The organism is Pseudomonas sp. OTU750018, from assembly GCF_011636575.1.
In the GTDB taxonomy this organism is placed as follows: domain Bacteria; phylum Pseudomonadota; class Gammaproteobacteria; order Pseudomonadales; family Pseudomonadaceae; genus Aquipseudomonas; species Aquipseudomonas peli.
Genome location: NZ_JAAPAU010000003.1, coordinates 445,332 through 465,805 on the forward strand (window position 1 = coordinate 445,332; position 20,474 = coordinate 465,805).

General features: G+C 62.1%; 22 protein-coding genes. 12 read left to right on the plus strand and 10 right to left on the minus strand.

Going from position 1 to position 20,474, the window contains the following annotated elements:
* Nucleotides 1-36: 36 nt before the first annotated feature.
* Both HCI85_RS17615 and HCI85_RS17620 read right to left on the minus strand, forming a co-directional pair.
* Nucleotides 37-858 carry a helix-turn-helix domain-containing protein gene (locus HCI85_RS17615; RefSeq protein ID WP_167146552.1) on the minus strand — a complete coding sequence of 274 codons (822 nt, stop codon included), beginning with the start codon at nucleotides 856-858 and terminating at the stop codon, nucleotides 37-39.
* Between the two features lie 45 nt (nucleotides 859-903).
* Entirely contained in the window at nucleotides 904-1,299 is a 396-nt protein-coding gene (locus tag HCI85_RS17620) for a YkgJ family cysteine cluster protein (RefSeq protein ID WP_090254835.1), read from the minus strand.
* 245 nt (nucleotides 1,300-1,544) lie between these two features.
* Between HCI85_RS17620 and HCI85_RS17625 the strand changes: the two genes are divergently transcribed.
* The 7 genes from HCI85_RS17625 to HCI85_RS17655 all read left to right on the plus strand — a co-directional run bounded on the left by HCI85_RS17625 (nucleotide 1,545) and on the right by HCI85_RS17655 (nucleotide 10,931).
* Complete coding sequence (locus HCI85_RS17625; RefSeq protein WP_167146555.1) at nucleotides 1,545-5,132, plus strand: DUF2339 domain-containing protein; 3,588 nt, start codon at nucleotides 1,545-1,547, stop codon at nucleotides 5,130-5,132.
* The gene (locus HCI85_RS17630) at nucleotides 5,129-6,487 is read left to right on the plus strand and encodes a DUF3999 domain-containing protein (RefSeq protein ID WP_167146558.1); all 1,359 of its coding nucleotides are present in this window, start codon (nucleotides 5,129-5,131) and stop codon (nucleotides 6,485-6,487) included. Before HCI85_RS17625 ends, HCI85_RS17630 begins: the two co-directional genes overlap by 4 nt.
* 193 nt (nucleotides 6,488-6,680) lie before the next feature.
* The gene (locus HCI85_RS17635; RefSeq protein ID WP_160089720.1) at nucleotides 6,681-8,324 is read left to right on the plus strand and encodes a histidine kinase N-terminal 7TM domain-containing diguanylate cyclase; all 1,644 of its coding nucleotides are present in this window, start codon (nucleotides 6,681-6,683) and stop codon (nucleotides 8,322-8,324) included.
* 92 nt (nucleotides 8,325-8,416) lie between these two features.
* Nucleotides 8,417-9,424, plus strand: a complete 1,008-nt coding sequence (locus tag HCI85_RS17640; protein WP_160089719.1) for a class 1 fructose-bisphosphatase — start codon at nucleotides 8,417-8,419, stop codon at nucleotides 9,422-9,424.
* Nucleotides 9,425-9,427: 3 nt separating this feature from the next.
* Nucleotides 9,428-10,045, plus strand: a complete 618-nt coding sequence (locus HCI85_RS17645) for a DUF924 family protein (RefSeq protein WP_167146561.1) — start codon at nucleotides 9,428-9,430, stop codon at nucleotides 10,043-10,045.
* 68 nt (nucleotides 10,046-10,113) lie between these two features.
* The gene (gene bamE / locus HCI85_RS17650; protein WP_090254847.1) at nucleotides 10,114-10,368 is read left to right on the plus strand and encodes an outer membrane protein assembly factor BamE domain-containing protein; all 255 of its coding nucleotides are present in this window, start codon (nucleotides 10,114-10,116) and stop codon (nucleotides 10,366-10,368) included.
* A complete protein-coding gene (locus HCI85_RS17655; RefSeq protein ID WP_176600652.1) occupies nucleotides 10,368-10,931 on the plus strand; it encodes a lipocalin family protein in 564 nt (187 codons plus the stop codon). The genes bamE and HCI85_RS17655 overlap by 1 nt, the downstream gene beginning before the upstream one ends.
* A gap of 7 nt (nucleotides 10,932-10,938) precedes the next feature.
* On the opposite strand, the gene HCI85_RS17660 is transcribed toward HCI85_RS17655, so the two are convergent.
* The gene (locus HCI85_RS17660) at nucleotides 10,939-11,385 is read right to left on the minus strand and encodes a DUF2141 domain-containing protein (protein WP_167146564.1); all 447 of its coding nucleotides are present in this window, start codon (nucleotides 11,383-11,385) and stop codon (nucleotides 10,939-10,941) included.
* Between the two features lie 31 nt (nucleotides 11,386-11,416).
* Here HCI85_RS17660 and HCI85_RS17665 point away from each other — a divergent pair, with 31 nt between their 5' ends.
* The 4 genes from HCI85_RS17665 to HCI85_RS17680 are packed head-to-tail and all read left to right on the plus strand — an operon-like array spanning nucleotide 11,417 to nucleotide 14,916.
* A complete protein-coding gene (locus HCI85_RS17665) occupies nucleotides 11,417-12,334 on the plus strand; it encodes a dialkylrecorsinol condensing enzyme (RefSeq protein WP_167146569.1) in 918 nt (305 codons plus the stop codon).
* 19 nt (nucleotides 12,335-12,353) lie between these two features.
* Entirely contained in the window at nucleotides 12,354-13,520 is a 1,167-nt protein-coding gene (locus tag HCI85_RS17670) for a beta-ketoacyl-ACP synthase III (protein WP_167146572.1), read from the plus strand.
* The gene (locus HCI85_RS17675; protein ID WP_090254857.1) at nucleotides 13,517-13,924 is read left to right on the plus strand and encodes a hypothetical protein; all 408 of its coding nucleotides are present in this window, start codon (nucleotides 13,517-13,519) and stop codon (nucleotides 13,922-13,924) included. Before HCI85_RS17670 ends, HCI85_RS17675 begins: the two co-directional genes overlap by 4 nt.
* A complete protein-coding gene (locus HCI85_RS17680; protein WP_167146574.1) occupies nucleotides 13,921-14,916 on the plus strand; it encodes a BtrH N-terminal domain-containing protein in 996 nt (331 codons plus the stop codon). The genes HCI85_RS17675 and HCI85_RS17680 overlap by 4 nt, the downstream gene beginning before the upstream one ends.
* 65 nt (nucleotides 14,917-14,981) lie before the next feature.
* On the opposite strand, the gene HCI85_RS17685 is transcribed toward HCI85_RS17680, so the two are convergent.
* From HCI85_RS17685 to HCI85_RS17710, 6 genes are read right to left on the minus strand one after another with little or no spacing between them, the layout of a single operon-like run.
* Nucleotides 14,982-15,539 carry a hypothetical protein gene (locus HCI85_RS17685; protein ID WP_167146577.1) on the minus strand — a complete coding sequence of 186 codons (558 nt, stop codon included), beginning with the start codon at nucleotides 15,537-15,539 and terminating at the stop codon, nucleotides 14,982-14,984.
* Nucleotides 15,530-16,654 (minus strand): beta-ketoacyl synthase N-terminal-like domain-containing protein, encoded by a 1,125-nt coding sequence (locus HCI85_RS17690; protein WP_167146580.1) that lies wholly within the window; start codon nucleotides 16,652-16,654, stop codon nucleotides 15,530-15,532. Before HCI85_RS17690 ends, HCI85_RS17685 begins: the two co-directional genes overlap by 10 nt.
* Nucleotides 16,651-16,917: an acyl carrier protein gene (locus HCI85_RS17695; RefSeq protein WP_167146583.1), complete on the minus strand. Its 267-nt coding sequence runs from the start codon at nucleotides 16,915-16,917 to the stop codon at nucleotides 16,651-16,653. Before HCI85_RS17695 ends, HCI85_RS17690 begins: the two co-directional genes overlap by 4 nt.
* On the minus strand, nucleotides 16,899-18,083 hold the full coding sequence (locus tag HCI85_RS17700) for an ABC transporter permease (protein WP_167146586.1): 1,185 nt from the start codon (nucleotides 18,081-18,083) through the stop codon (nucleotides 16,899-16,901). The genes HCI85_RS17695 and HCI85_RS17700 overlap by 19 nt, the downstream gene beginning before the upstream one ends.
* Nucleotides 18,080-18,964 (minus strand): ABC transporter ATP-binding protein, encoded by an 885-nt coding sequence (locus HCI85_RS17705; RefSeq protein WP_167146589.1) that lies wholly within the window; start codon nucleotides 18,962-18,964, stop codon nucleotides 18,080-18,082. Before HCI85_RS17705 ends, HCI85_RS17700 begins: the two co-directional genes overlap by 4 nt.
* The gene (locus HCI85_RS17710; protein WP_167146591.1) at nucleotides 18,957-19,364 is read right to left on the minus strand and encodes a beta-hydroxyacyl-ACP dehydratase; all 408 of its coding nucleotides are present in this window, start codon (nucleotides 19,362-19,364) and stop codon (nucleotides 18,957-18,959) included. The genes HCI85_RS17705 and HCI85_RS17710 overlap by 8 nt, the downstream gene beginning before the upstream one ends.
* 101 nt (nucleotides 19,365-19,465) lie before the next feature.
* Between HCI85_RS17710 and HCI85_RS17715 the strand changes: the two genes are divergently transcribed.
* Nucleotides 19,466-20,020, plus strand: a complete 555-nt coding sequence (locus tag HCI85_RS17715) for a methyltransferase family protein (protein WP_167146594.1) — start codon at nucleotides 19,466-19,468, stop codon at nucleotides 20,018-20,020.
* A gap of 4 nt (nucleotides 20,021-20,024) precedes the next feature.
* On the opposite strand, the gene HCI85_RS17720 is transcribed toward HCI85_RS17715, so the two are convergent.
* Nucleotides 20,025-20,459 carry a hypothetical protein gene (locus HCI85_RS17720; protein ID WP_167146597.1) on the minus strand — a complete coding sequence of 145 codons (435 nt, stop codon included), beginning with the start codon at nucleotides 20,457-20,459 and terminating at the stop codon, nucleotides 20,025-20,027.
* Between the last annotated feature and the right edge of the window lie 15 nt (nucleotides 20,460-20,474).

Here is a 20,474-nt window from a genome sequence, read left to right on the forward strand (position 1 = left end):
CAATCACTATGCGATGCGCAGAGACTAGGAGGTCGATCAGGGCTTGTCTTGTGTGCGTGCCCGCAAGGAAATTTGTTTGAGGTAGACCTTGGGCGACAAGCCGGTATGCCGGCGGAAGCAGCTGTAGAACGCCGAGAGCGAGTTGAAACCGGCGGCGAAGGCCAGTTCATCGACACGCTGCAGGTCGTTGCCGGCTTCCAGCCCCGCCAGCAGGTGCTGCAGGCGCTTCTGGTTGATATAGCGGTAGAAGCTCTGGCCGAGCACCTGGTTGAGCAGGTGGGAGATCTGGTTGCGGCTGTAGCCGGTGGCGGTTGCTACCTGCGGCAGGCTCAGTTGCGGGTCGAGGTAGGCCTGGGCGCGCTGCATGTAGTCTTCCAGGTCCTGCGCCAATAGCCCCAGCTGGCGGGCACTGAGGCCGAGGCGGCTAAGGGCCGGGCGGGAATCACTGGCGGCGGATAGCTCGCGCTCTTCGCGCATCAGCGTGGCGTATTCATGGATGCGCCAGATCAGCCCGTCACGCACGGTAATCGCCTCGCCGGTGCGGAACGCCAGCAGGCCGCCACTACCGTGCAGGCTGATGCGGTACTGGATAAACGCGGTATGACCGTCGATGCGGATGCGGTCGGTGTGCTCCAGTGCTTCGCCAGGCTGGCGCGGCAGGTTGTTGCGCACATACTCGCGCAGCTCGGTAAAGCCCATGCAGCGCTGCTGAAAGAAATCGTGGTACTGGATATCCGGGTGATACAGCGCCATCACCGCGTCGAGGTCGCGGTCTTTCCAGCTGTAGTGATAGCGCATCACCGTGGCGCGGGTGCGCTCGGTCTGTTGGGCGTCATCGGGGAAGTCGGCGTTATGCATGCCTGCCAGCTTGCCCGAGGCGTCGCGGCAGCTCAATGCTGTTGCTTAGCTCTTCGGCTTGTAGGCGCAGTAGCCGGGACGTGGGCCGATCTTCGGGTGGTTGCGGCAGGTGTCCGGACGCTTTTCGTAGATGGTGCACAGGCGAGTTTTACGATCGAGGTAATAGCAGTCGTTGTTGCTCATGCGGGTCAGGGTGAAGATGCCCGACTTCTGATGGAAGCGTTCGACGATGCCGTCTTTCTGCAGGCGCTTGGCGATGTTCTTCAGCGGCTCGCTGCGTTCGAACTCATCGACCACGCCGATGCGAATCAGGTCATTCAGGCGCGCTTCGACCGGCAGCGTGCAGCAGCTGGACATGCAGCTGTGGCACATATCAGCGGTGTATTTGGCCCAGGTTTCCAGGCGGTCGAGTTCGGCGGCGGCAATCAGGTTGTTTTTCATCGAGGCAGGCATGCATCAGTGGTTCGGCGCGCGATGATAGCGGCCTGGCGACGTTTGTGAATGACTATCTGCCGGCTGGTCATCATTTGTGCGGCAGCGTCGCCCCGAGTTTCTTGTTGTGCTGTGATGCGTGCGGCATTCGTCTCTCTGGGTATGCACCGGTCGGGCTCCTATACTGCTGCGCAGTGTGCGCCGGGTGCCGGGCAACAGGATGTTCGGGTTTAGCTGATATAGGAACGCGCTGCATGCAATGGATCTTCATGCTGGTGGGGTTGGTGCTCGGGGCGTTGGCGGATGAGACGCTGACGGCGTCGCTACTGGGCGCTCTGATTGGTCTGGGCCTTGGTCAGGCGCTCAAACTGCAGGGTTTGGCGCGCGAGAATGCTGCGCTGACAGCGCAGCTCAAGGCCTTTTCGCAGCGCTTCGAGCAAGGCACTGCGGCGCTGTATGAGCGCTTGCTCAAGTTGGAGCAGAGTGTCGCGCCAGCTCCTGAGGCGCCGCCAGCGCCGCAGCCGGTCAACCCTGAAGCCGAACCTGCACCTGAACCTATCGTCAGTGCCCAAGCGGCCCAGCCTGAACTGGATTGGACCCTGGATTTTGTCCTGCCCGAGCCTGCTCCTGAGCCTGTCGCGCCTATGCAGGCGGCCGAACCCGCCGCCGCGCCGATCAAGCCGCCTCCCGCTAAGCCATGGAAACCTGCCGAACCGCGTCAGCCAACGCTGCTGGAGCGAGGCTTTACTGCGGTGAAGGACTGGCTGCTGGGCGGCAATACGGTGCTGCGCGTCGGTGTGGTGCTGTTGTTTCTCGGTCTGGCCTTCCTATTGCGCTACGCCACCGAAGGTGTGGTGGTGCCGGTGGAATTTCGCTACGCCAGTGTCGCCGCCAGTGCGGTGGCCTTGCTCGGCCTCGGTTGGTGGTTGCGTCTGCGTAACCCAAACTATGCCCTGATGCTGCAAGGCACCGGCGTTGCCGTGCTGTATCTGACGGTGTTTGCCGCGATGCGCTTACACCCGCTGTTGGATCCTGGTGTGGCGCTGGGTCTGCTGGTGCTGGTCACGGTTTTTTCGGCGATTCTGGCGGTCAAGCAGAATGCCCTGGGCCTGGCGGCTGCAGCGGCGTTGGGTGGTTTCGCCGCGCCGATCCTGACCAGCACGGGCAGTGGCAACCATGTGGCGCTGTTCAGTTACTTCGCCCTGCTCAATGCCGGGATCTTTGCCATTGCCTGGTTCAAGGCCTGGCGGCTGCTCAACCTGATCGGCTTTGTCGGCACCTTCGGCATCGGCTTCGCCTGGGGCATTCGCTCCTATAAGCCAGAGCTGCTGTGGAGCACCGAGCCGTTCCTGATTTTGTTCTTCCTGATGTATGTGGCCATCGGTCTGCTGTTTGCACGGCGCAAGCTGCGTGAAGCTCTGGATGCGCCCGAGGATCGCGATGAACTGTTGCGCTGGGCCGCACGCAAAGGCGACTACATCGACGCCACCGTGCTGTTCGGCCCGCCGCTGGTGGGCTTTGGTCTGCAGTTCGCCCTGGTGCAGCACATCGAGTTTGCCGCAGCGTTCAGTGCGTTGGCGCTGGGGCTTTTCTATTTAGTGCTGGCGCGGCTGCTGGTCGGTCGCACCGGTGATCGTGCCGTGTTGCTGGTGGAAACCTGCCTCGCGTTGGGCGTGGTTTTCGGCAGTTTGGCGATTCCCTTGGGCCTTGATGCGCGCTGGACTTCGGCCGCCTGGGCGGTGGAAGGCGCGGGCATCTTCTGGCTCGGTTTGCGACAGCAGCGCAGCCTGGCGCGAGCGTTTGCCCTGCTCCTGCAGTTTGGCGCGGCGCTGGCGTTCGTCATCGGCCTGCGCGGTGGTGAGCTGACGCTGTTGGACGGCGCGCCGCTGGGCGCGCTGATGCTCGGCGTAGCCTTGCTGTTCAGCTACTGGCAATTGCGCCAGAACACACAATACGCCAGCAGCTGGGAAGTGCGCGGGCTGCCGGTGCTGGCCTGCGCCGGGCTGGCGTTTCTCTATCTGCTTGCGCCGCTGCTGTTTGCCGCTCAGGGCACAGCGATCAGCTGGGCGCTGGCCGGTCTGCTGACGCTGTGGCTGGGTTTGCGTATTCAGTCGCGCAGCTTTCTGTTCAGCGCCTTTGCCGTGCAGTTGCTTGGCGGTGTGGTGTTTATGCTGGACATGGCCGGCAATGCGGCCACCGGCATGGGCGGCTTCTCTGCTGGTTGGCAGGGCTTGCTGACTTCGTCCTTGATCGGATTCGGCCTGATCGCCGGCATGCTGCTGGCCGCGCGTGATCCGCAGGTGGGTAACGACCGTCGTCTGCTGCGCGGGCTGTCCGTGGTGCTGCTGGTGGGTCTGGTGTTCCTCAATCTGGCGGTGCTGTTCGTCCTGCCGTGGGCCACGGCCAGTGCGGTGTGGGGCGGCAGCGGGCTGCTGATTATCTGGCTCAGTCTGCACTTGCAGCAGCGAGCCAGCTTTATCTTCGGTCTGCTGTTGCAGGTGCTGGCGGGACTGGTGTTCCTTGCGGTCAGCCCGCTGCTGTTTGGGCAGCTGTCGACCGAGGGCATTCGCCCACTGGCGCATATGGATTTCTGGACGCCGCTGGTGCTTGGTGTGGCCGCGTTGGTCGGCGCCTGGCGTTTGCAGCAGCTGGCGCGGCGCGAGGCGCCTAGTGCGCTGGGCAATTTCAGCTTGCTGGGCCTGGCGCAGTTGCTGCTGGTATGGGGTACGGCTTGGTGGGCGCTGGCGCTGAGCAGCGAAGTGCTGCGCTTTGTTGCAACTGAATGGCAGGCAAGTGCCTTGCTCGCGGTGCTTGCGGCCAGTGTTGCATTGGCGGCATTCCTCGCCCCGCGTACACGCTGGGCCGAACTGGCGTTGCTGTGCTGCCTGCTGACGCCGCTGGCCGGTGTGGTGCTGCTGCATGCCTGGCACTTGCACTATCACCCGGCTGCGCAGTTCGGCTGGCTGGCCTGGACGCTGCTGTTTGCTGTGCACTTCTGGGCGCTGCGACGCTTGGCTGCGCAGTTGCCCGCGGGGGCGCTGAGCGCTGCCCATGTGCTTGGCTGCTGGTTGCTGCTGGGCGTGTTGGCGCTGGAGTTGCGTTACCTGCTGCTGGCGCTGTCGGAGCATTACAACGCCTGGCGTTGGCTGGGCTGGGCGCTGCTGCCGAGTGCCTACCTCTGGCTGATGGCGCTGCCGCGTCGCTGGCCTTGGCCGGTGGCCGCTTATCCGCGCGAATACCGCGTCTTGGCGGCGGCGCCGCTGGCGCTGCTGATGCTCGGCTGGTTCTGGCTGGCCAATGTCGTCAGCGCTGGGGAGGCTGAACCGCTGGCCTATCTGCCGCTGCTCAACCCGCTGGAGCTGGGCCTGCTGTTTGCCCTTGGCGCGGTATTCGCCTGGGCGCGCCTGGGTCTGGCCGAGTTGGGTGTCGAGAGTCTGCGCAGTCAGTGGCTGACTCAGGGCGTGGCGGGCGCCTCGCTGTTCGCGTTGCTGACTGCCATGGTGATGCGCACCGCCCATCATTGGGGTGGCGTGCCTTATCAGCTGGATGCGCTGCTTGATTCGATGCTGGTGCAGGCGGGTCTGTCGATTGTCTGGACGCTGATCGCGCTGCCGTTGATGGTCCTCGGCAATCGCCTTGGCCGTCGCGAGCTGTGGCTGATTGGTGCGGCGCTGATCGCGCTGGTGGTGGCCAAGCTGTTCTTCGTCGAGCTGGGTAATCGCGGTGGTCTGGAGCGCATCGTGTCGTTTATCGGGGTAGGTGTATTGCTGTTGGTGGTGGGCTATTTTGCGCCCTTGCCAGCACGCAAAGCGGATTCGGATCAGCCGCAGGAGCCAGCATGATCAGTCGTTTAATCAGCACTATGTTGCTAAGCCTGCTGTGCAGCGCGTCAGCCTTGGCGCAGGAGCAGCCGGGCGACTATGCCGTGCAATTACCGCTGAGTCTCAGTGGCGAAGGACCCTGGTATCGCCTGGATGTGCCGATGGCACTGCATTTCGCTGCGCGCTATGGCGATTTGCGTGATCTGCGGGTGTTTAACGCCGAAGGCCAAGCACTGGCTTACGCCTTGGTGGCAGGGCAGGGCGAGTCGCGCGACAGCCAGCAGGAGCAGGCGGTGAAGTGGTTTCCGCTGTACGCCGAACAGGGCGACAACGCGGCCTCGCCAAGTTTGCGGGTACAGCGCAGTACCAGCGGCACCTTGATCGAGCTGCTTGATGAGCCAGATGCAGCCGCCAAGCCGGCTCTGCTGCGCGGCTGGCTGCTGGATGCCAGCGCAATGGACGAGCCGCTGGTGCGCTTGCAGCTGGATTGGAGCGGCGCTCAGGACGGTTTTCAGCGCTTCAGCATCGAGGCCAGTGATGACCTGCAAGACTGGCAGTCCTGGGGCAGTGGCCAGCTGGCGCGCCTGTCGTTTGAGGGTGAGCGTGTCGAGCAGCGCCAGGTCGAGCTGCCAGGGCTTAAGGCGCGCTATGTGCGTCTGCTCTGGCAAAGCCCGCAACAGGCGCCGCAGCTGACGGCCGCGAGTCTGCTCAGTCAACGCAGTGACAGCGTGCCCGCGCCGCTGGTGTGGTCACAGCCGCTGGCAGCAACGCGCAGCCCGGATGGCGAATACCAGTGGCAGTTGCCCTTGGCCTTGCCCCTGGAGCGTCTGCATGTCGAACTCAGTCAGGCCAATAGCCTGGCGCCGATTCGCGTCAGTGGTCGCCATGAAGCCAAGGGCGCTTGGCAATCACTGGCGCAGGGCCTGCTGTACCGGTTGCCGGAAAATGGTGCGGAAATCCGTCAGGACGAATTGCTCTTGCCGGGCTGGCCGGTACAGCAGCTGCGTTTACAGGTGGATGAGCGTGGCGGCGGTTTGGGTGTCGAGCCGCCACAGATAAAGGTGGCGGTGCGCGCCACCCAGCTGGTGTTCCTCCAACGTGGCAGCCCGCCTTATCGGCTGGCGTTGGGGCGAGCGGGAGCGCAGTCGGCGGCTTTGCCGCTGGCCACTCTGATTCCGGGTTATGAGCCACAGCGCCTGCAACAGCTGGGTATAGCTGAGGTGCAGTTGCAGGCTGAAAATCTGGCGCAGCAAGAGCAGGCCGCAGCGGGTGAGAGTGACTGGAAACGCTGGGGGTTGTGGCTGGTGCTGCTAATTGGGGTGGGCTTGTTGGCGCTCATGGCGGTCAGCCTGTTGCGCAGGCCGAGCGCTGAATAGCGGCTGTTGGTGAAATAAAGGCCAGCTGGCTAACGATTTTTGCAGTATGGTTGGCACCTTAAATTGATTAGCGTTTGAGGTCAGGAAGGCCCTTGCGTATCTCGACTTTGTCCCGTCTTGTGGGCGCGCCTGTGCGTTTTCGCGGTCGCTCTGACCGATTCGCTCAGCTGCTTCTTTCGGCAGAACCTACCCGATGAATGCCTGCGGTAATTCTGGCTGGGCGCTCAGCGCCCCGGTCATTCTCACCGGTCTGGTGTGCATCGGGGTGCTCTTGCTGGCCCGCTGGGTCACGCGGCAGCGCTATTTCCCGGGGCGCGAGAGCTTTATCGTGCTGCACTTGGCGAGCCTCTGGTGGATGATTGCCGCCAGCCTGGAAATGGCTGCGCAAGGCCCACAGTGCAAAGTGTTCTGGGCCACCATGGCCTGGCCGGGCATTCTGGTGGTGCCCACCTTCTGGGCCATTTTCCTCTGGCAATACGTTAACAGCGTGCGTCAACCGCTGCCGCTGCGTAGCACCCTGGGGTTGGCCGTGGTGCCGGTGCTGATCTGGCTGATGGCCCTGAGCAACCCCTGGCACGGCCTGTTCTATGGCGCGGGTACGGCGCCACTGAGCGATGAACCAGGCGCGCCGATTCGCTATCAGCACGGGCCGCTGTTCTACGCTGCCGCTGCTTACGTTTACCTGTTTATGACCTTCTGCATGGGTGTGGTGTTGCGCGCGGCCATCGTCAGTTATGGTGTGCATCGCCGTCATTACCTGGCGTTTGTCTTCGTCACGGCGGTGCCCTGGGTTGCCAATATCAGTTATGTGGTGTTTGGCTGGATGCTCTTTGGCTTCGACCCGACGCCCTTCAGTTTCGCCTTTACCCTGGTGGCGTTTGCCTGGCTGATCGTTGGCGTAAGGTTGTTTGACCTGCTGCCGGTGGCCCGCCACCTCCTGTTGGATGCCTTGCTCGATCCGGTGCTGGTGGTTGATGCGCAATTGCGCGTGATCGAGGCCAATCCAGCCGCCTTGAAACTCGCCAATCTGCGCAGCGGCTGGCAGGGCCGGCAATTGGAGGATTGGCCGATTCTCGGGGCAGATTTGCAGCAGCTGCTCAGTCAGCAGGAACAAGGTGAGCATGACCGCCTGTTGACCCTGGCCAACTCGGCGCGGTATTTCGAAGTGCGTATTCGCGCCATCGAGCGGGTGACCCATCGCGGCACCGTGGTGCTCGGGCAGATGCTCTACCTGCGTGATGTTACTCAGCGCCACCTCAGTGAGTTAAAACTGGCCGAAGCCCTGGCACTCAGCGAAGAGCGCCTGCGCACCATCACCAACCTGCATGAGCAACTGCAGGAGCAGGCGCTGTGTGACCCGCTGACCGGGCTGTACAACCGGCGCTATCTGGATGAGTTTTTTACCCGCGAGTTGGCCGTCGCACAGCGCGAGCGCACGCCGATTTCCCTGGCTCTGATCGACCTGGATCATTTCAAACAGCTTAACGACGAGCATGGCCACCTCGAAGGCGACGACGTGCTCAAAGGCGTTGCCCAGCACCTGCTGGAGAATCTGCGCAGCTCGGACGCGGTATTCCGTATTGGTGGCGAAGAGTTCCTGCTGATCCTGCCGCGTGCCGATGCCCACGAAGCCCGCGCGCGTCTAGAAACCATCTGCCGTGATTTGGCCGCACACCCCTTGCCAACGCGCGGGGGCGCACGTTATGTGACCCTGTCGGCCGGCCTGGCGCTGTGGCCGGAGCAAGGCTTGGTGCTCGATGAATTGCTGCACGTAGCCGATGACGCGCTGTATCAAGCCAAGCATGCGGGGCGCAATAGGGTCTGCAGTCTGGCCTGATGGTCCGGCAACTCCTTCCATCCAGTGCTAAAGCGCTTTCCCCGCTAAAAGGGTAAACTGCGCGCGATTTTTCTTCCTTCCCGGAGCCATCCATGTCCCGCGTTACCCTCAGCCGCTACCTGATCGAGCAGACCCGTTGTAACAACACCCCGGCCGATCTGCGTTTCCTTATTGAAGTGGTCGCACGGGCCTGTAAGGAAATCAGCCATCAGGTATCCAAGGGTGCACTGGGCGGCGTGCTGGGCAGCATGGGCACCGAGAACGTGCAGGGCGAGGTGCAGAAGAAACTCGACGTGATTTCCAACGAAATCCTGTTGGAAGCCAACGAGTGGGGCGGTCACCTGGCCGGCATGGCGTCCGAAGAAATGGACAATGCCTACCAGATTCCCGGTAAGTACCCGAAAGGCGCTTACCTGCTGGTTTTCGATCCGCTGGACGGCTCCAGTAACATTGATGTCAACGTTTCGGTCGGCACCATTTTCTCGGTGTTGCGTTGCCCGGATCGCAATGGTGATGAAGGCGACCTCGGTGAGGAAGCCTTCCTGCAGCCGGGTACCGAGCAGGTGGCGGCTGGTTACGCGATCTATGGCCCGCAGACCATGCTGCTGCTGACCCTTGGTGATGGCGTTAAAGGCTTTACCCTGGACCGTGAGCTGGGCAGCTTTGTGCTGACCCACGACAACATCAAGGTGCCGGAGTCGACCAAGGAATTCGCCATCAACATGTCCAACCAGCGCCACTGGGAGGCGCCGGTACAGCGCTATGTGAGCGAGTTGCTGGCGGGCGAAGAAGGCCCGCTGGGCAAGAATTACAACATGCGTTGGATTGCCTCGATGGTGGCGGACGTGCATCGCATCCTTACTCGTGGCGGCGTGTTCATGTACCCGCGCGACAGCCGTGAGCCTGAGAAGCCGGGCAAGTTGCGCCTGATGTACGAAGCCAACCCGATGTCGATGATCATCGAGCAGGCTGGCGGCGTGGCCACCAACGGCACCCAGCGCATTCTCGATATTCAGCCGACTTCCCTGCACCAGCGCGTCGCTGTATTCCTGGGTTCCAAGGAAGAAGTGCTGCGCATCAGCGCCTATCACCGCGAGTAAGCGATGAACGCGCCCTGGCAGCCGTTACTCGGCTGGTGGTTCGGTGCGGCCGGCTGCGGCGCTGGCGTGACGGCTGCCGAGGTGGCGGCCAGTCGTACTGCGCTGTGGTTCGGCAAGCAGGACAGCCAGGATGACCAGGCGCGCGAGCAGTTTGGTGGGCTGGTTGAGCAGGCTTTGAGTAATCAGCTGCAAGACTGGCAGCGCGAACCTGACGGCTGGCTGGCAAACTTGCTGTTGCTCGATCAGCTGCCACGGATGATCTTTCGCGATACTCCGCGCGCTTTTGCTGGGGATCTGCTGGCTCGACCGTTGGCCCTGCACGGGTTAGCTCAGGGCTGGGATCAGCAACTGCCACCAATCCAGCGGGTATTTACCTACCTGGTATTGGAACACGCCGAAGAGCTGGCGCTGCAGAATCAGGCCGTGCAGCTGTTTGAGGCTTTACTTGAACAAGCCGTTTCGGCCGAACGCGAGCTGTTTGCCGGTTATCTGGATTTTGCCGAGCGCCATCAGCGAGTAATCGCGCGTTTTGGCCGCTTTCCCCATCGCAACCTGATTCTCGGACGTACCTCCAGCGCCGAGGAATCTGCCTTTCTGTTGGAACCTGGCTCGCGCTTCTAGCATCCAAGCAGGCATGCTCGGTATTGCTATGCCAAGCTGGTCTTGGTTCTTTCCTCAGGAGTTTCCCCATGTCTCTGCGTGTCGTCGCACTACTCGCCGGTTGCCTGCTGCTGGCCGCCTGCAACAAGATCAATCAGGACAATTACACCCAGCTCAAGGCGGGCATGAGCAAGGATGAAGTTGAGAGCCTGCTGGGCAGTCCAGGCGAATGCGCCGGCGCGCTGGGTATGTCCAGCTGCACCTGGGGCGATGAGCAGCGCTTTATCAGCGTCCAGTACGCCGGCGACAAGGTCATGATGTTCTCCGGCAAGGGGCTGAAGTGATGCGCCTGCTGGCGGCGTTGGCCGCAGCAGCGTTGTTGGTGGGTTGCGCCAACTCCGGCACGGGCGTGGTGCCGCCAAAGACGGTAGAGCAGGTCGATCTGCAGCGTTACCAAGGCACTTGGTACGAGCAGGCGCGTTTGCCGATGTTCTTTCAGCGCAACTGCGCGCAGTCTGAAGCGATCTATACGCTGCAGGATGATGGCGCGATTGGCGTGACCAACCGTTGCCGCACGTATGACGGCGATGTGCAGCAGGTGCAAGGTCAGGCCGTGGCGCAGGTGCCGGGCGAAACCAATAAGCTCTGGGTGCGTTTCGACAACTGGGCCAGCACCCTGCTGCCAGGGCTGACCAAGGGCGAGTATTGGGTTCTGTACCTGGATGACGATTACCAGACTGCGCTGGTTGGGCACCCCAATCGCGAGTACCTTTGGCTGCTGACGCGCGACCAGGACATCAGTGCGCAACGTCGCGCCACTCTGCTTGAGGAGGCGCGCAGCCGTGGCTACGACACTCGCGCACTCATCTGGCGGCGGACGGATGCCGAGATGGCCTTGCAGCGTTAAGCGCCGCTTATTGTTTGGCTTTCGGGCTCTGCAGGCGGATATGCAACTGAGTGTCCGCTGTGCCGTGCTCAAACACGCTATCAGCCGGGGTCGGTTTGCCATTGAGCAGCGGTGGGTTGCTGGATAAACCCACTGGCTCAAGTGGAATGCCCCGCCGGCCTTGGTCGAGCAGGCCGTTGCCATTGCTGTCCTGGAACACCTGGATGGCATAGCGGCCGGGTGGCACGTTATCCAAACGCAGCTCGCCGTCGTCACTCCGCTGCTGGCGCAGTGGTTGTTCGGGCCAGCGGTTTTGCTCGCCGCTCACCAGTGCTGCGTACACGGGGCCTGTGGCCTGTATGCCGCTGACTGTGACCAAGATGTCGCCAGCCTGGGCCGCTGAGCTGACCAGTAGCAGCAAAAGGCCAGTCTGATAGCCGGCCTTCTTTACGGTTTGAAGAATTCTCTGTGGCATAATCCGGGCATTTCGCAGGAAGTGGCTGGCGATGCGTCAGGTCTTGATCGTTCATTTTTCGCAAACCGGCCAGCTAGACAGGTTGGCACAATCGGTATGCGGACCTTTACAGCAATGCCGCGATATTCAGCTGGATTTTCTCACGCTGCAACCCGCGCAACCTTACCCGTTTCCTTGGCCGTTTCTCGGTTTTTTCCGGATTTTTCCGGAAACCGTGTTGATGCGCCCGCAGCCATTGCTGCCGTTGGCGGTCGATGCGAACAAGCGTTATGACCTAGTAATCCTCGCCTATCAGGTGTGGTTCTTGTCGCCCTCGCAACCGATGACGGCTTTCCTGGCCTCCCCTGAGGCGGCGAAGCTGCTCAAGGACACGCCGGTGGTGACGCTGATCGGCTGCCGCAACATGTGGCTGATGGCTCAAGAGAAGGTCAAGAAGCAGCTCACTGAACTGGGCGCGCGGCTGGTGGACAATATCGCCCTGACGGACGCTTGCGGAACAGCGGCGAGCTTTCTAGCAACGCCCTTGTGGCTGTTTACCGGACGGCAGAAGCCCTACAGCTGGGTGCCGCGCGCCGGTATCGATGAGGCGCAAATTAGCGCCGCCAGCCGCTTTGGCGTGGCCATGAGGCAACGCTTAACGGCTGACAGCCTGCCGATTGCGCAACCGATGCTCCGCGGCCTCGGTGCCGTGCGAATTGATGAAAAGCTGATCGCCAGTGAGAGGGTCGGCAATCGCAGCTTCCAGTTATGGAGCCGCTTGCTGGCGGCGTTAGGCCCGCAGCAGAGCCGTCGACGTGGCGCCGGGCTGGTGGTTTATATCGTCTTTCTGTTGTGCCTGATTGTCACGGTCGTGCCGCTCAGTGCCTTGCTTAAGAAACTGTTGGCGCCGCTATTAAAAGAGCGCACCCAGCGTGAGAAGGCTTACTTTGCCGGCCCGTCTGGCGAGTGAAGTGACCCGAGGAAGTCCCGTGGTACAACCTGTATATATCAACCGCATCAGCGCCTTCCTGCCCCATGAGCCGGTCGACAACGAGCAGATGGAAGCACGCCTGGGACTGGTCGGCGGCAAACCCTCGCGGGCGCGCAAGCTGATTTTGCGCAGCAATGGCATTGTTCAGCGCCACTATGTGATCGACCCGCAGACCGGCGCGCCGAGCATGAACAATGCCCAGGTCAGCGCGGCAGCGATTCGGGGGCTGCTCGGTGGCGATTTCCAGCTGGACGATCTCGATTGCCTGGTGGCCAGCAGCGCCTCACCGGATCAGGTTATGCCCGGCCATGCGGTGATGGTGCAGGGCGAACTGGGCAATCCGCCCTGCGAAGTGGTGTCCACCGCCGGTATTTGCCTGTGCGGCATGACCGCGCTGAAATACGCCTGGATGAGCGTGGCCAGTGGCGAAAGCCGCAACGCCGTAGCCTGCGGCTCGGAAGTGGCGTCGACCCTGATGCAGGCGAGCAATTTCAACGCCGAGTATGAGAGCCGCCTCGACGAGCTGGAAACCCACCCGGAAATTGCCTTCGAGAAGGACTTTCTACGGTGGATGCTCTCCGATGGCGCAGGTGCCGTGCTGCTGCAAGGCCAGCCTAACCGCGCAGGCCTGAGCCTGCGCATCGACTGGATCGACATCTTCTCCTTTGCCGATCAGATGCCGCCGTGCATGTATGCCGGCGCGGAAATGGTCGACGGCCAGCTGCAGGGCTGGAGCCGCTATGACGGCGGCGAGCGCAACCGCCGCTCGCTGATGGCGATCAAGCAGGATGTCAAACTGCTGAACGACAACATCGTCAAATACACCGTGGAAGAGACGCTGAAGCGCATCATGGCGCGCCGCGAGCTGCAGGCCGATGCGGTGGATTATTTCCTCCCGCACTATTCCTCCGAATTCTTTCGCGGGCGCCTCTCCGCAGGCCTGGCCAATGCCGGCTTGCCAATCCCGCAGGAACGTTGGTTTACCAACTTGACCCGTAAGGGCAATACCGGCGCCGCGTCGATCTTTATCATGCTTGATGAGTTGTTCAATTCAGGTAGCCTGCGCAGCGGCCAGCGTTTGCTCTGCTATGTGCCGGAAAGTGGGCGCTTCTCCAGCGCCTTTATGCAGTTGACAGTGGTTGGCCTGGACGGTGACAACACATGAAGCTCGATGAGGTTCCTCAGGACCACAGCTCCACTTACGGCGGCCATTGCAAGCTGGTTTATGCCGTGGATGCCAGCGGCCATTACCAGGGCGCGCAGAGCGATGGCTGGGAGCCGGAAGCTTTCGCCACTCAGCTGGCCGTAGCCGAACTGCAGGAGCAGGAAGCCGAGGCCGAGGCGGGCTGGCAGCGCGGCGAGCTGTCGCCACTGAAGTGCCTGATGTACCGCTACCGCCTGGATGAGCCCGCGTTGGCGCAGATTACCGGGCTGTGGCAGTGGCGCATTCGGCGGCACTTTCGTCCGGCGATTTACAAGACACTGTCGGCAGCCATCCTGGCGCGTTATGCGGACGCCTTCGGCCTGCCTGTTGAGCAGCTGATCACCTATCAGAAGGATTTGGCATGAGCAGTTTTCAGCATCAACAGAGCGCCCACTGCGAAAGCGGGGTGATGGCCAGCCTGTTGACCCATGCCGGTTTGCCGATGAGCGAGCCGATGGCGTTCGGTCTGGCCTCGGGCCTGGCGTTTGCCTACCTGCCGATCGTCAAACTCAGCGGCATGCCGCTGATTGCCTACCGCATGCCGCCTAAGCACCTGATCAAGACCCTGAGCAAACGCCTGGGGGCGAAGCTGCACACGCGCACCTTCGGCGATCCCGAACAAGGCCGTCGTGAGCTGGATGCAGCGTTGGACAGTGGCCGTCTGGCCGGGCTGCAGAGTTCGGTGTTCTGGCTGCCGTATTTCCCGCCGGAGATGCGTTTTCACTTCAATGCGCACAACCTGCTGGCCTATGGCCGCGAGGGCAATGACTACCTGATCAGCGATCCGGTGTTCGAAGCGCCCGTGCGCTGCGCCGCCGAAGACCTGCAGAAAGCCCGTTTCGCCAAGGGGGCGCTGGCCGCGAAAGGGTTGATGTACTGGCTCGATGATGTGCCGCTGGAGCAGGACTGGAACAAACTGATCCGCCAGAGCGTGCTGTCTACCACACGGATTCTCGATGGCATGCCGCTGCCGTGGATCGGTATTCGCGGTATTCAGCACCTGGCCAAGCAGATCGACAAGCTCGATCCCGCACAGAGCAAGTACAACCGCCTGTACCTGACCCATATCGTGCGCATGCAGGAAGAAATCGGCACCGGCGGCGCGGGTTTCCGCTTTATGTATGCGAGCTTTTTGCAGGAGGCTGGCGAGAAGCTGGGCGACAACAACCTGCAGGAAGCTTCAGCGCAGCTGACCGCCATCGGCGACCAGTGGCGTCAGTTTGCCTCGGCTTGCGTGCGCGCCAGCCGCAACAAGGGCGAGACGCCCAATTTCGCGCCCATCGCCGAGAGTCTGCGTGGCATTGCCCTGCAGGAACGCGGGTTGATGAAAGAGCTGGCGGCTTGGAGCAAGCGCTAGAGTGGATCGCGCTGTATCGATCCACTGTTCAACGCCGCTGGTGGATGAACGCGGCGTCATCCGCCTTACAGCTTGATACGCAGCACTTCGGTATCTGCACTTAACTCGGCAAAACTGTTGGCGTAAGCGCCAGCAGTTGCACCTTCTAGCAGCACCGCCTGCACACAGAAATCCCCGTGCTCATCGCAGACCAGCAGCAACGCCTGCTCGATGAGGCCGTCCTGCAAATCCAGATTGGCCAGGGCCTGTAGTTGCATCCAGACCTGTGCGCCAGCACCGATAAACAGGTTTGGCCCCTCGAGGCTCAGCTGTTGGGCGATATGAAATCCGGCGGCATTGCTCACGCTGTTCACGAACTCGAAAGGCTTGGGCTGCTTGTGCTGCACGCACACGGCCTCCAGTAACGCGCCCATGGTGGCCCGCGCCGGGTGCGCCGAAGCCAGGTACAGGCCGCAGTTGCTGCGCACATGGCTTTTCAGCGGTGCGGCGGCCAGCAGGCATTGCAGAATCAGCCGGTCGATACGCCGTGGCGGGCTGTCGAGCCACTGCCCGAGGGCGGTCTTCAGCTGATTATCATCCATGCTGGCCAGGCCGTGGATCTCACAGGCAGCGATTACCGGCATGCTGAATCTCCCTGGGCGCAGCCTTGTAAAACCAGGCTGGCATTATTGCCGCCAAAACCGAAGAAGTTGGTCAGCAGCAGGCTATCGGCCGCCAAGGCTTGCGGTTCTGCGCTAAAGGGCAGCAGGGCTTCGCTGGCGTAGTCCACGGCTGGAAGTGCGCCCAGCTGCAGGGTTTTGAGCAACAGCAGGCTTTCACTCAGGCCGCAGGCCCCCAGGGTGTGGCCGAGCCAGGGTTTAAGCAGGCTCAGGGCCGGCATATGTTCGCCATACAGCCGGCGCATGCCGTTGCTTTCGGCTTCATCATTGGCGCTGGTGGCGGTGCCGTGCAGTTTCACCAGATTGATCTGTGCCGCCGAGCAACCGGCACTGTTGAGCGCCTGTTGCATGACCCAGTCGATATGGCTGCCATCTTCGCGGGTGGTGGTCAGGCTGCTGGTGTCGCACGCACTGAAACCGCCGAGCAGGCGCGCCAGCGGTGCGTCACCGGGTTCGCGGCTTAGCAGCACCGCGGCATAGGCTTCGCCCAGCAAAAGGCCGTCGCGTTCAGGGTGGAAGGGTCGGTATAGGCCGCTGGGGCTGGTCAGCATCAACGCGCCGAATCCCTGCATAGCGATGGCGCTGGGTGTCTCGAAACTCAGCACCAGGGTGCGGGCATACTGGCCTGCGTTGATCAGGCGGGCGCCGTACAACAGGCCATTAGCCGCGCTGGTGCAGGCGGTGTTGAGGGTAAAGGCAGCGGCAAACCCCCAACGCTCGCGCAGCTGCTGGGCCAGCAGGTCGAGGGATGTTGAGTCATCTGGGCAAAAGCCCTGGCGTTCGGTGGTCAGGGCTTCCAGCTCACTGATATCAAGGCTGGTGCTTGCGACAATCAGCAGGCAGTCGTCGAGTGTTTGCGGTGGCACGCCGAGGGTCTCAGCCAGCAGGCGATCCAGGCGCTCACTCAGGCTTTCGCCAGTTTTAGCTGCATAAAGGTAAGTGCGAGGTTCCTGCACTTCATGCAGTACGAAGGGCTCGCCCTGAGGCGCCTGGCCGCGTTGCAGGGCCTGGGCGGCATTGAGCAGATCATCACCCAGGGCGCAGTGCAGGGCCGCGCGTTGCAGGTAGATGGGGGTCACTGCTGCTGCCTGATATAGGCGGCAATGCTGGCAATGCTGCCAAGAATGCGCCGTCCATCCTTGGCACCCTCAATGCGCACACCGTAGTGCTGCTGCAGCGCCAGGGACACTTGCAGAGCATCCAGGCTGTCCATGGCAATACGGCTTTGGCCGCCGAACAGTGGCTCGTCATCGCTGATGCTTTGCCAGTCGATATCGTCTTCCTTGTCGCACTCGCGAATCAGCAGTTGTTTGAGTTGTTGTTCTAGTAGTGAGTGGTCCATTGCGTGCGCTGTACTCGTCGGGTGAACAGAAGCAGCCCAGCCATGCCGCACACGGCTGCAAACAGCAGCAGGCGCGCGCAGTAGGGGGCGATGTCGGCCAGTGAGCCGTGGCCCACCAGCAGGGTGAGGAAGGCGTCCAGCGCCCAGCTCATGGGGGAGATTTCCGCCAGTTGGGCCATGGCGGCCGGCATCACACTTTTCGGCACCATAATCCCGCCAATCGCGGCCAGCAGGATATTAATGCCGCCGCCAAGCAGCAGCGCTTGTTCGCTGCTGCGCGCCAACGCAGCGAGCAACAGGCCCAAGCTGCAGGTGGCAAGCGCCACACTGATAGCCAGCAGCGGATAGGCCATGGCGCTACCGGGCAGGCTAAGCGCCGGCAGACCAAGCAGTGGCAGGCCGTAGACGCCAATACTCAGCAGCAGAGCGAACTGCAGCAGGTTGATGGCGAAGTACGGCAGCAGTTTGCTCAACACCAGGGTGCCAAGGTTCAGCCCCAGGCAGCGCAGGCGCAGCAGGGTGCCGCTTTGCTGTTCGCGCTGAAAGCCACCGGCCATGGGCAGCACGACGAAGAACATGCCGAAAATCAGCCAGGCCGGCACGCTCAGTTGGGTGGCATTGGCGCGGCCGCTGAGGTCGCCGCTGGCCAGTTGTTCCTGTTCATTGATCTGGCTCTGGGTGCGCTGCTGCACCAGTTTCAAACGCTCAGCACGGCTGAGTTCGGTATCAACTACGCCGCTGTCTTCCAGATAGGCCAGCAGCCGGGTCTGCGCCAAGGCGATGCTCACCGCGCTGTGCAGGCGCTGGCGCGAGAGTTTGTCGAACTGTGCCGGGTAGCTCAGGCTCGGCCCTTGATGTGGGCTGTCCAGCAGCGTGTCAGCGAAGTCTGCGTGCAGGCGCACGCGGGCCAGACGTTCGTCGCTGTTTGTGAGCAGCGTACTGTCCGCCAGTTGCGCCTGCAGAGCGTCGCGGAAGAACTGGCTGGCATCGTCCTGCGGCGCTTCGATGATCACGCGCAGTGCTGGTGGTTTGTCCTGCATGTAGCTGGACATGGCCCCGGCCATCAGCAGCAGAAACAGCGTCGGCATGATAAACAGAACTGCCAGCGCATGGGGGTCGCGCAGCAGCAGCAGTACTTCCTTGCGCACCAGCGCCCAGAGCCTCATAGCCTGCCTCCGTTAAGGCGCAAATAGAGCTGCTCGAGCGATGGGCGGCCGAAGCGCAGCAGGTTGGGCAGGCCATCCTGGGCGGCGACAAATTCTGTAATGGCCAGCAGCTGCTGGCCATTCAGTGCTGCGATACGTAGACCCTTGGGCAGCGCTTCGGCTGTTAGTTGCAGGTGTGCGAGCAGTTCGCTAAGACCCGTTGGCGCAGCGTCCGGCCACTCCAGCAGCAGGCCGTGGTCGTCGCCGAGCAGCTGGCGTTTATCCAGATCCAGGCGCACCTGGCCTTCGTGCAGCAGCAGAATGCGCTGGGCCACCCGTTCGACTTCTTCCAGATAATGGCTGGTGTAGATCACCGCCTTGCCCTCGGCGGTCAGCTGCTCGACGGCTGTCAGCAACTGTTGGCGACTCGCGGCGTCGACGCCCACGGTGGCTTCATCGAACAGATAGAGGTCAGCCGGTTGCAGCAGGCCGATGGCAAAATTCAAACGCCGTTGTTCACCGCCGGAGAGTTGCTCGCTGCGCCGCGTCAGCTTGTCTTCCAGTGCACAAATATCGATGCATTGCTGCAGGCGCTGACGGCGTTCGGCACCGCGCAGGCGATACAGGTCGGCAAACAGTTCGAGGTTCTCGCCTACCTTGAGCCCGGCATAGAAGGCCAGCTGCTGCGGCACCAGGCCGAGCCTGGGTTGACCCTCCCAGCGCAGCTCACCCTGCTGCAACGCCAGCACGCCGCTCAGCAGCGACAGTAAGGTGGTTTTGCCGGCGCCATTGCTGCCCAGCAGGCCCAGGCATTCGCCGGCCTGCAGCTGCAGGTCGATACCCTGCAGCGCCGCGCGGCTGGTGCCTGGGTAGTTGTGGACGACATTACGCAGCTCAAGCATGGATCAACACCAGCAGCAGTTTGCCGTCGAGCAGCAGATGTTCGTCGCTGTGGATGCTGAAGGCATAGAGCGCACCTGCCGGGCTTAGCGCCTCCTGCTGGGCACTGACCTGCAATGCGCCACTGCGCTGAGCTGGCTCGTGGTGCAGCTGCAGCTGCGAGAGCTTGCCGACCAGGGCCATTTCAATGGCATTGCTGTCGCCGTATAAGGCACCATGCGCGGCGCACAACTGGGCCGCCGCCTCGAATAGCAGGCAGGGCGAGGCCGCTGGGCCGAAGGCATCTAGATAGCGCCAGTCACTCAGGCCCTGAATGCTCAGGCTGTCATGCGTCAACAGACCGTCCAGCCAGAGAGCTGGGCCTTGATGGGGCAGCAGGCTGTGCAGTTGAGTGCGATCCATTGCAGGCGGCCGAGGCAAAGAGGTCAGCAGTGTAACAGAGGGGCTGCAAGTCACGCAGTGCCTGGGTTTGGCAGGCCAGCGAGCAAAATTGGAGAGGTTCTATGGCGTGGTTGCAAGGGGGCGCTTTTGCGCTGGGGACGCTGGTGTTGGTGGCGCTGTCCTGGCGGGCATTGCAGCGGCCCAAGTCCCACGGCTTCTATCGTTTTTTTGCCTGGGAGGCGATCCTGGCGTTACTGGTGCTCAACGGGCCACAGTGGTTTGTCGACCGTTTTTCCACTCATCAGCTGGTGTCCTGGGCCCTGTTATTCGCTTCGCTGCTGGTGCTGTTTCCCGGTCTTTATCAATTGCGCCGCATGGGCCGCCCGAACGAGCAACGCACGGATACCGAGCTGTTTGCCTTCGAACGCACCTCGCAGCTGGTGACCAGCGGCATCTACAGCCACATCCGCCACCCGTTGTACGCCTCGCTGCTATTGCTGGCCTGGGGCGTGGCCTTTAAGCAACCTAATGGCCTGAGCCTGGTTCTGGCGCTGCTGGCCAGCCTGACACTCTGGCTGACTGCCAAGCGCGACGAAGCTGAGTGTCTGCAGCAGTTTGGCGAGGCATACCGCGACTATATGCAGCGCAGCAAGATGTTTATCCCCTGGTTCTTCTAATCGCCTATTCCCAGCTCAGCCGCGCCAGCTTCCACTCATCGCCTTCAAGCCACCACTCCATCTTCACGCTGTAGTGGCGTGCGCTGTCGGGGATCAGACCCTCTGCACCGGCCAGGCCGATCTGGGCTTCGGTGTGGCCTTTTTCGCGGTAGGTCGTGTCGAGGTAGCTGTTCTTGCTCAGGGCCAGCACCTTGATGTTCTTGTGGCGCATAAACAGCAGCAACATGGTGCGCTGCGCCCACTCACGGTCAAATTCGCCTTGGGCCGAGAACTGCGGGTGCAGCTGGTCGAGTACCGCGTTGTTCTTCTTCGCTTCCAGGTTGTCCTGCAGTTGTTGCACGGCTGCTTCCAGCGCGGCCTGCGGATCATCTTTGGCGCCGCAACCGGCGAGCAGGGTGCAAAACAGTAGGAAAGCTAAGGCAAATATCCGTGTTGGCATGCTGAACTCCTTTTT

What these genes read in the sequence shown, in the direction of transcription:
- HCI85_RS17640 (WP_160089719.1), top strand. Translation starts at nt 8,417, where the DNA reads ATGTCCCGCGTTACCCTCAGCCGCTACCTGATCGAGCAGACCCGTTGT.
- HCI85_RS17660 (WP_167146564.1), bottom strand. Translation starts at nt 11,385, where the DNA reads ATGCCACAGAGAATTCTTCAAACCGTAAAGAAGGCCGGCTATCAGACT.
- HCI85_RS17620 (WP_090254835.1), bottom strand. Translation starts at nt 1,299, where the DNA reads ATGAAAAACAACCTGATTGCCGCCGCCGAACTCGACCGCCTGGAAACC.
- HCI85_RS17665 (WP_167146569.1), top strand. Translation starts at nt 11,417, where the DNA reads ATGCGTCAGGTCTTGATCGTTCATTTTTCGCAAACCGGCCAGCTAGAC.
- HCI85_RS17710 (WP_167146591.1), bottom strand. Translation starts at nt 19,364, where the DNA reads ATGGATCGCACTCAACTGCACAGCCTGCTGCCCCATCAAGGCCCAGCT.
- HCI85_RS17675 (WP_090254857.1), top strand. Translation starts at nt 13,517, where the DNA reads ATGAAGCTCGATGAGGTTCCTCAGGACCACAGCTCCACTTACGGCGGC.
- HCI85_RS17685 (WP_167146577.1), bottom strand. Translation starts at nt 15,539, where the DNA reads ATGCCGGTAATCGCTGCCTGTGAGATCCACGGCCTGGCCAGCATGGAT.
- HCI85_RS17625 (WP_167146555.1), top strand. Translation starts at nt 1,545, where the DNA reads ATGCAATGGATCTTCATGCTGGTGGGGTTGGTGCTCGGGGCGTTGGCG.
- HCI85_RS17680 (WP_167146574.1), top strand. Translation starts at nt 13,921, where the DNA reads ATGAGCAGTTTTCAGCATCAACAGAGCGCCCACTGCGAAAGCGGGGTG.
- HCI85_RS17655 (WP_176600652.1), top strand. Translation starts at nt 10,368, where the DNA reads ATGCGCCTGCTGGCGGCGTTGGCCGCAGCAGCGTTGTTGGTGGGTTGC.
- HCI85_RS17615 (WP_167146552.1), bottom strand. Translation starts at nt 858, where the DNA reads ATGCATAACGCCGACTTCCCCGATGACGCCCAACAGACCGAGCGCACC.
- bamE (WP_090254847.1), top strand. Translation starts at nt 10,114, where the DNA reads ATGTCTCTGCGTGTCGTCGCACTACTCGCCGGTTGCCTGCTGCTGGCC.
- HCI85_RS17715 (WP_167146594.1), top strand. Translation starts at nt 19,466, where the DNA reads ATGGCGTGGTTGCAAGGGGGCGCTTTTGCGCTGGGGACGCTGGTGTTG.
- HCI85_RS17705 (WP_167146589.1), bottom strand. Translation starts at nt 18,964, where the DNA reads ATGCTTGAGCTGCGTAATGTCGTCCACAACTACCCAGGCACCAGCCGC.
- HCI85_RS17720 (WP_167146597.1), bottom strand. Translation starts at nt 20,459, where the DNA reads ATGCCAACACGGATATTTGCCTTAGCTTTCCTACTGTTTTGCACCCTG.
- HCI85_RS17645 (WP_167146561.1), top strand. Translation starts at nt 9,428, where the DNA reads ATGAACGCGCCCTGGCAGCCGTTACTCGGCTGGTGGTTCGGTGCGGCC.
- HCI85_RS17635 (WP_160089720.1), top strand. Translation starts at nt 6,681, where the DNA reads ATGAATGCCTGCGGTAATTCTGGCTGGGCGCTCAGCGCCCCGGTCATT.
- HCI85_RS17630 (WP_167146558.1), top strand. Translation starts at nt 5,129, where the DNA reads ATGATCAGTCGTTTAATCAGCACTATGTTGCTAAGCCTGCTGTGCAGC.
- HCI85_RS17695 (WP_167146583.1), bottom strand. Translation starts at nt 16,917, where the DNA reads ATGGACCACTCACTACTAGAACAACAACTCAAACAACTGCTGATTCGC.
- HCI85_RS17700 (WP_167146586.1), bottom strand. Translation starts at nt 18,083, where the DNA reads ATGAGGCTCTGGGCGCTGGTGCGCAAGGAAGTACTGCTGCTGCTGCGC.